The organism is Nostoc sp. UCD121, from assembly GCF_014222285.1.
In the GTDB taxonomy this organism is placed as follows: Bacteria; Cyanobacteriota; Cyanobacteriia; order Cyanobacteriales; family Nostocaceae; genus Nostoc.
The window spans coordinates 1-8,024 of the sequence record NZ_JACKZS010000284.1 but is presented as its reverse complement, the minus strand read 5'-3'; the positions used below and the strand labels follow the sequence as shown (position 1 = coordinate 8,024).

Genomic DNA, 8,024 nt, shown 5'->3' with positions numbered 1-8,024 from the left:
GCTTTTACCGAAGGGATTGGAGATAAATTTATCTTGTGTTAATTCAGGGCGATTGAGATATTCTCGCGCCAGCCCCTCCCCACCAATATATAATTCGCCAGTAACACCAACAGGTACTGGTTGTAAAGATGTATCTAATATATAAATTTGCGTGTTTGTAATGGGACGACCAATAGGAAAATATGTGGCTGATGGTAACTCTTGAATATAATAATAAGAAGAAAATGTTGTATTCTCTGTAGGCCCATAAACATGAATTAAATACTTTGGCGCACCATGTTCAAGAATCTTTTTAACCCATCTCGTATTAACAGCCTCGCCGCCAAAAAGCAAATATTTCAAGGTTGCAAAAGCTTGCGGAACATCTCTGGCAATCTGTTGAAATAAAGCGGTAGTCAAAAACAGAATATTGATACCTCCTTCTCGTAGTTGTAATGCAAATTCGTGAGGTGAGAGGATTATATCTTTACTAACTCCCACAAGTTGAGCGCCGTTAAGTAGCGCTCCCCAAATCTCGAATGTCGCAGCATCAAAAGAAGTGTTTGAGGCTTGGGCAACTTTATCAGATGGTAATAATTTTATATAGTTCGTATTGCACACTAACCGATTTACAGCTTTGTGAGGTACAGCAACTCCCTTGGGTTTTCCTGTAGAACCAGAGGTGTAAATAATATATGCTAAATTATTACTATTTAAATCGCTTTCGGGATTATCTTGCTTTTCTTGGGTAATAGTTTCCCAGTCTTTATCTATACAAATAATTGGTTTTGAGAAACCTTCAAAATGCTTGAGCAAGTTTTCTTGTGTCAGCAACACTGAAACTTGTGCATCTTCAAGCATAAAAACTAGGCGCTCTTGAGGATAACTTGAGTCTAATGGAACATAGGCTCCCCCTGCTTTCAGAATACCCAACAATCCGACGATCATTTCTATAGACTGTGAGATACAAATGCCGACTAAAACTTCTGAACATACTCCGATTTTTTGTAAGTGGTGTGCTAGTTTATTGCTGCGAGTATTCAACTCTTCATAAGTGAGTTGCTTGTTAGCAAAGTTGACTGCTATAGAATCAGGATACTCCTGTACCTTTTTTTCAAACAATTGATGGATACACTTATCTTGAGGATAATCTGCTTGGGTGTTATTCCATTCCACCAATACCTGATGTAACTCCGCTTCACTTAATAACGGTAAATTTGCAATTCGTTCTTCTGGATTTGCAACAATAGCTGACAACAAAGTTTTAAAATGTTCCACCATCCGGCTAATAGTAGCTTTATCAAATAAATCTGTGTTGTAAACCATTACCCCTCGGAGACCTTCAGAATACTCCCAGTTTCCGCCCCCTAAGCTCCTAAAATCCTCAGAACACTTCCACAGATGCAGTTCTAAATCAAAACGTGTTTTTTTCAAATCAATATTCATAAAGCTGGGTACTAATCCAGGCAGTTCTAGCGATGACATTGGCGCATTCTGAAAACCAAATACCACTTGAAATAAGGGATGGTGGCTCAAGTTCCGCTCTGGATGTAGTTCTTCAACTAACTTTTCAAACGGCAAATCTTGGTGGCTGTATGCTCCTAAAGTTACCTCCCGTACTCTGCCTAGTAGTTCCCGAAAAGTGGGATTTTCAGATAAATTGCTACGTATCACCAAACTATTGACAAAAAAACCAATTATCCCTTCTATTTCGCTACGGTTGCGGTTAGCAATTGGTGAACCTAGCGCGATATCTTCTTGATGTGTGTAGCGGTAAAGTAACGTTTGAAATGCTGCCACCAGTGTCATAAATAAGGTAACATCTTCTTGCTGTGACAGCTTTTCTAGTGCATCAATTAGCTTGAGCGGTAATTCTAGAAATTGTGTTGCTCCTTGATAGCTTTGTATAGCTGGTCTTGGTTTGTCAGTAGGTAGATGCAGTATGGAAATACCGTTTAGTTGCTCCCGCCAGTAAGCTAACTGGGTTTGAAGTACTTCTCCTTGCAACCATTCGCGCTGCCAGTGAGCAAAATCGGCATACTGAAGAGGCAGTTCTAATAGAGGAGAAGGCTTGTTTTGTGCAAAAGCTGCGTACAGCGTTCCCAGTTCCCGAATCAGTACCCCCATAGACCAATCGTCGCAGATAATGTGGTGCATATTCAGTAATAGAATATGTTCTGTCTCAGAAAGGACGAGGAGTATTACTCGCAGCAATGGCCCGGAGGATAAATCGAAGGGATGTTCTATTTCTGCGGTAATAATGCACTTTGCTTTAACCTCTTGTTCATCATCTGGCAATTGCTGGAGGTCTAATACAGAAAGAGGTATTGTTAAGGTGGGTGCGTTAGCGCAGCTTTCCGCAGGAATCGCCTGTAGGGGTTGTCCATCCGACACAATAAAAGTTGTGCGTAAGGTTTCGTGGCGACGCACGATTTCGTTAAAAGTCTCTTCTAGTGCGGCTAATTTCAGCGAACCGGTCAAACGAATTACTGTCGGCACATTGTAGATACCATTATCGGGGATCAACTGGTCGAGAAACCATAGCCGTTGTTGAGCAAAAGATGCTGGAAAAACGAAGACTTCTTCAGAAGACATATTGATCCTTATTTTAAATTCTGTGCTTTCTCAATACAAGCTCTTAGCTGTGCGGCGAGAATTTGGATATGGGGTTTTCTCAGCATAGTTAGGTGATTGCCAGGAATATAATGAATTTCTGTTCCTCCTACAGTTAGCTGATCCCAACCCATACTCGGATCTTCCTTGGCAATGCTTGATTGAACATTTGTTCTGAAAAGATTAATTTGTTTAGAGTAGGCTTGCGGAACGTAGTTAAGAACTGCTTGGCTATTGGCATAATAAACACGAAGCATTGGACGAATTGCTAACTCGCTTAAAAGTCTTAACTTGGATTCTTCAGGTATAACGTTAACTGGGGCATCCTCTTTACGGATGAAGTGAGAGAAGAGATTTGTTTGGAGCGATCGCGTTAGCGACTTCCAAAAAGAGTTTTGCACAATTTGAGTAAAATTAGTCAACCGAGAAGTTAAACTGTTAATTTTTTTCTTAGCGATCGCAATAATTAGATAAAAATAATCGAGAAAAAAGGGCCATATATATCGCGCCACTGTCATCAGCATAAACTTTAAACCACTACCCAAAGATGGTATATTGCCTGGAATTGGTGCTAACGTGTCAAGCACAGTAAGTAAAGCCACTTCTTCCCCAGACTTTTGGAGTTGTTGAGCCATTTCAAAAGCAACCCAACCTCCAAAAGACCAACCTCCTAAAAAATAAGGGCCTTTAGGCTGCACTGTACGCAATGCTTCAATGTAGTGGGTAGCCATATCCTCAATGCGAGTTAATGGAGAACTTTTTCCGTCAAGTCCAATGGGTTGTAGCCCATAAAATGGTTGATTTTTTCCCAAATTCTGAGCTAATTCGTAATAAGGGAAAACAACACCAAAAATTGGATGTATGCAGAAAAAAGGTGGACTTGAACCAGCAGGTTGAATCGGAACTAAGGGCGACCAGGGAAGAGAATCTGCTTTTGAGGATAGAGCAGTTGCTAAACTTTCAATTGTTGGATTTAAAAATAAGCTAGATAGCGGCAATTCACGCTCAAAATGCTTGTGTATCTGTTTCATCAGGCGTACAGTTAACAGCGAATCTCCTCCCAAGTCAAAGAAGTTATCGTAAATACCCACACGCTCAATATTAAGCACTTCAGCCCAAATTTTTACTAAGGTTGACTCGGTTGGAGTCCGAGGAGCGATAAATGTTTTATCTATTAAGCCGCTAGCCGGATTGTCGAGTTCTGTTAGCGCCAAACGATCCACTTTCCCACTAGCTGTTAGCGGTAGAGAATCCAGCATTACAAAAGCTTTTGGGATCATGTATTCTGGCAATTTTTCTTTTAAGAATTTACGTAGTAGAGACGTAAAATTTTGCGTCTCTATATTGGGAACAATATAAGCCACCAAGTACTTGTCACCAGATACATTTTTTTTAACAATTACTACTGCTTTTTGTACACTATGATGCTGACTCAGGACTGTTTCAATTTCTGACAACTCAATGCGGAATCCATGAATTTTTACTTGATTATCGATGCGTCCTAAAAATTCAATATTACCGTTCAGACGATACCGAGCTAAATCACCTGTCTTGTAAATTTGCGCTCCCTTTTTATCACTAAAAGGATTGGGAATAAACTTTTCAATAGTTAATTCAGGGCGATTAAGATAGCCTTGTGCCAATCCCTCACCACTTATGCATAATTCGCCAATAATTCCAATTGGTAAAGGTTGTAAATACTTATCTAATATATAAATTTTAGTGTTAGTAATAGGGCGGCCAATGGACAGCTTTTCACTCATAGTACTAATCTCTGCAACGGTTGACCAAACTGTTGCTTCAGTAGGACCATAAGCATTAAAAAACCGACGCGGAGAGTTCCACCAACGTTTTACAATATCATCGGTACAGGATTCGCCTGCACAGATAATAGTTTGCAATGCCGGCAGTGATTCTGTAGGTAGAACTGCTAATACTGCTGGCGGAAGGGTGACATGAGTAATAGCTTTTTCGCGTAATAATTTGAGCAAAGGTTGTCCGGGTAAAAGGGATTCTTTGTTTGCTAAATAAAGAGTTGCTCCTGTTTGTAATGCCATGACAATCTCAAAAATTGAGGCATCGAAACTTAATGATGCGAATTGTAGAATGCGGTTAATCGGTTGTATGTTGAAAACCTCAATCTGAGATGCCGCTAAGTTTGACAATCCTCGATGCTGAAGCAAAACGCCTTTAGGCTTTCCTGTTGAGCCAGAGGTGTAGATAATATAAGCTAGATTGTCAGATTTTACACAACTGCTTGGGTTTTCTTGACTGTGTTGTGTAATAGTTGCCCAATCTTCATCTATGTAAACTATAGACAAGAGATCCCCCCAATCCCCCTTTTTAAGGGGGGCTAAAGAGCAATGAGTGAGCAATATTGAAACTTGTGCATCTTCTAGGATGAACTTAAGACGCTCTTGAGGTAGGCTCGGATCTAAAGGCAGGTATGCTCCACCTGCTTTGAGAATGCCTAATAGGGCGACGATCGCTTCTGGCGATCGCTCTACGCAAATACCTACTAAAACGTCAGGGACTACCCCCAATTTTTTCAGATAATGTGCAAGTTGGTTGCTACGTATATTTAACTCTTTGTAGCTGAGTTGTTCATCGTCAAAAACTAGTGCGTTCGCGGAGCGTGCGTTTAACGCAATCGCATCGGGAGTTTTCTCTACCTGTGCTTCAAATAACTGATGAAAATACTTGTTCTCTGGATAGTCTCGTTTAGTGTCATTCCAATCAATTAATAACTCTTGTCGTTCTTCTTCAGTAAGCAAAGACAAATCTGAAATCTGCTGTTCTGGATTGGCAACAATACTTTCTAGCAGCGTTTGGAAATGTCCCAGCATTCGCGTAATGGTTTTGTCATCAAATAAATCGGTGCTATAAACCATTTGTCCTTTCAAACTTTCCAAGTCTTGCCACAAATGGAATTCTAAATCAAGTTTTGCAGTTTTGCTATCGAACTCAAATAGCGAAAGCGTTAACCCAGATAACTCTAGGGTTTCGATAGGAGTATTTTGTAGGCTAAATACAACCTGAAAAAAAGGATGGTAGCTCAAATCTCGTTCTGGGTGAAGTTCCTCCACCAACTTTTCAAAAGGCAAGTCCTGATGACTGTATGCTTCTAAAGTTATCTCTCGCACTCGATTCAACAATTCTCGAAACGTCGCCTTGCCTGAGAAATCTGTACGTAACACCAAGCTATTGACAAAAAAACCAATTAATCCCTCTAGTTCGCTACGATTGCGATTAGCAATAGGTGAACCAACTGCAATATCCTCTTGCTGCGTGTAGCGATAGAGCAAAGTCTGAAACGCTGCCAGCATTGTCATGAACAAGGTAACGCCTTCTTGGTAACTCAGTGCCTCTAGCGCTTGAGTTAAGGAGTGTGGTAGCTCTAAAAATTGTTTTGCACCCCTATAGCTAGGAACTGCTGGTCTTAGTCGGTCGGTGGGGAGATTCAATACCGAAACCCCGTTTAATTGCTTTTGCCAATAAACTAATTGGCTTTGTAGGGGCGAGGTGCCGTTTGCTGTCACTCCTTGTAGCCACTCCCGTTGCCATTGAGCGAAATCTGCATATTGAATGGGTAGTTCTGGTAGGAGTGTAGATACGGAGTCGCTAGTTGTCAGACATCGCTTATCCCCTGCCAAGGCTTTGTATAATACCCCCAATTCTTTAATTAGCACTCCAATTGACCAGCCATCGGCAACTATGTGATGTAGATTTAGCAGCAGCAGATATTCTGCTTCATCCAGTTGCAGCAGCTTTACTCGCAGTAATGGCCCAGTGGTGAGATTGAAAGGATGTTGAGCCTCTTGGGTTACGATTTGCTGCATTCGTGTGCCGCGTTCTGGGCTGTCGAAATTGCGTAGGTCTATTAAGGGAAGAGGTATGGTTAAGCTAGGTGAAATCGCCTGTACTGGTTGCTGCTCTACCATAACAAATCTAGTACGTAACGTTTCGTGACGACGTACAATTTCGTTGAATGTCTGCTTTAAGGCGGTGAAGTTAAGGGAACCTGTCAGGTGAAGTGCTGTTGACACGTTGTAAAATGGATTCCCCGGTACTAACTGGTCGAGAAACCACAATCGCTGCTGGGCGAAAGAAGTGGGAAAAACGAAAACCTCTGCTTCCTCAGAAAAATTAAGTTCTTCATCATCTGTGAGACTACTGTAAATATACTGGCTCATAAGTCAATGGCAAACAGTTGTGGTGGAATTTGTGGAAACTTTTTCTCAGTCCATCTTGTTGTCAATGCTTCGATAGGAGTTTAGCTTTGAAGAATTAATGGTTCTCGGATCAGTAAATCAGTTATCAGTGATGCCCATTTCAGAAGCTGGGGAGGAGGAAGATTTTGGCAATGAAAATTTCTTAAATACCCGCTTAAAATAGAGACAGTGTTCGATAAAGGCAATACTTTGATCACAGAATTAGTCTTCAAAACAAGATTTCAAGACTTAGTTTTACTTGCTTAGTTATTTAAATTTTCAGGAATGAAGCACAATTTTTTCTTAATTACGATTTATACCAAAATTTTTCATATTCATATTTATATTTAAAATAGGCGTATTAACATAGAAAATAAAAGTATCTTATGGATAACTTTTATTGAGAAATTAGAAAATGTATATCAATCTTAAGGCATAGATCAACGAGTAGGGCAAATGCATCCAACCAACCTTCCGCACCCTAAAGAACTCTTGCAAAAGTTTTTTGTGATATGATTAATTCTTTGCCAATTTGCGATTAGGACTTTGATTATGTCAGAAGGAAAAGGAATTATACAAAACGTCTTGCACACAAAATAATACAAGAGGTTTTAGAAAAATATATTCACTGTAAATTAAGTCAAAATTCGGAAGTCGGAAGTCGGAAGTGAATCAATACTGGCATCACCGTGCCAAAACGGGAAAATTGTACGCTAAGGCTGAAACCTATATTACATAAGCATTTTAGCGATACTTATTTTCTTTAACCCGCAAAGGACGCAACTGGTCAAAACTGGTCGCCTGTTTCAAATTCCAGACATAATCGCCAGTGAGATTGATATGCTCCCAACCCAACGGTGACAAATGTTGCAAATATTCTTCAGGAATATCCATCCCTTGTTTCTGCAAATAATCAACGGCTTTTTCTAAGTACACTGTATTCCACAGAACAATAGCAGCAATCACTAAATTTAACCCACTGGCCCGATAGAACTGGTCTTCATAAGAGCGATCGCGAATCTCACCCAGACGATTAAAAAACACCGCCCTTTTCAGGGTATGTTTCGCCTCACCCTTATTAAGTCCCGCCGTCGCCCGTCGCCGTAGTTCTGGACTCTGCAACCATTCCAGGGTAAACAAAGTCCGCTCAATTCTCCCTAACTCCCGCAAAGCTAAAGCTAAACGATTCTGCCGAGGATAAGAAGCTAATTTCCTCAACAT

3 protein-coding genes are annotated in these 8,024 nt (G+C 40.5%); all 3 read right to left on the bottom strand.

Annotated features, from left to right (window positions below; all coding sequences use genetic code 11):
• Positions 1-2,574 (bottom strand): amino acid adenylation domain-containing protein (locus tag GNF10_RS33310; RefSeq protein ID WP_185607381.1); only part of this gene is annotated, 2,574 nt, incomplete at its 3' end.
• Positions 2,575-2,582: 8 nt separating this feature from the next.
• Complete coding sequence (locus GNF10_RS33305) at positions 2,583-6,785, bottom strand: non-ribosomal peptide synthetase (protein WP_185580006.1); 4,203 nt, start codon at positions 6,783-6,785, stop codon at positions 2,583-2,585.
• A gap of 762 nt (positions 6,786-7,547) precedes the next feature.
• Positions 7,548-8,024, bottom strand: a 477-nt coding sequence (locus GNF10_RS33300) for a Tn3 family transposase (protein ID WP_185607380.1), incomplete at its 5' end; no start/stop codon positions are given.

Excerpts from the sequence above, each read along its gene's own strand:
- GNF10_RS33305 (WP_185580006.1), bottom strand. The coding sequence starts at position 6,785 with ATGAGCCAGTATATTTACAGTAGTCTCACAGATGATGAAGAACTTAAT.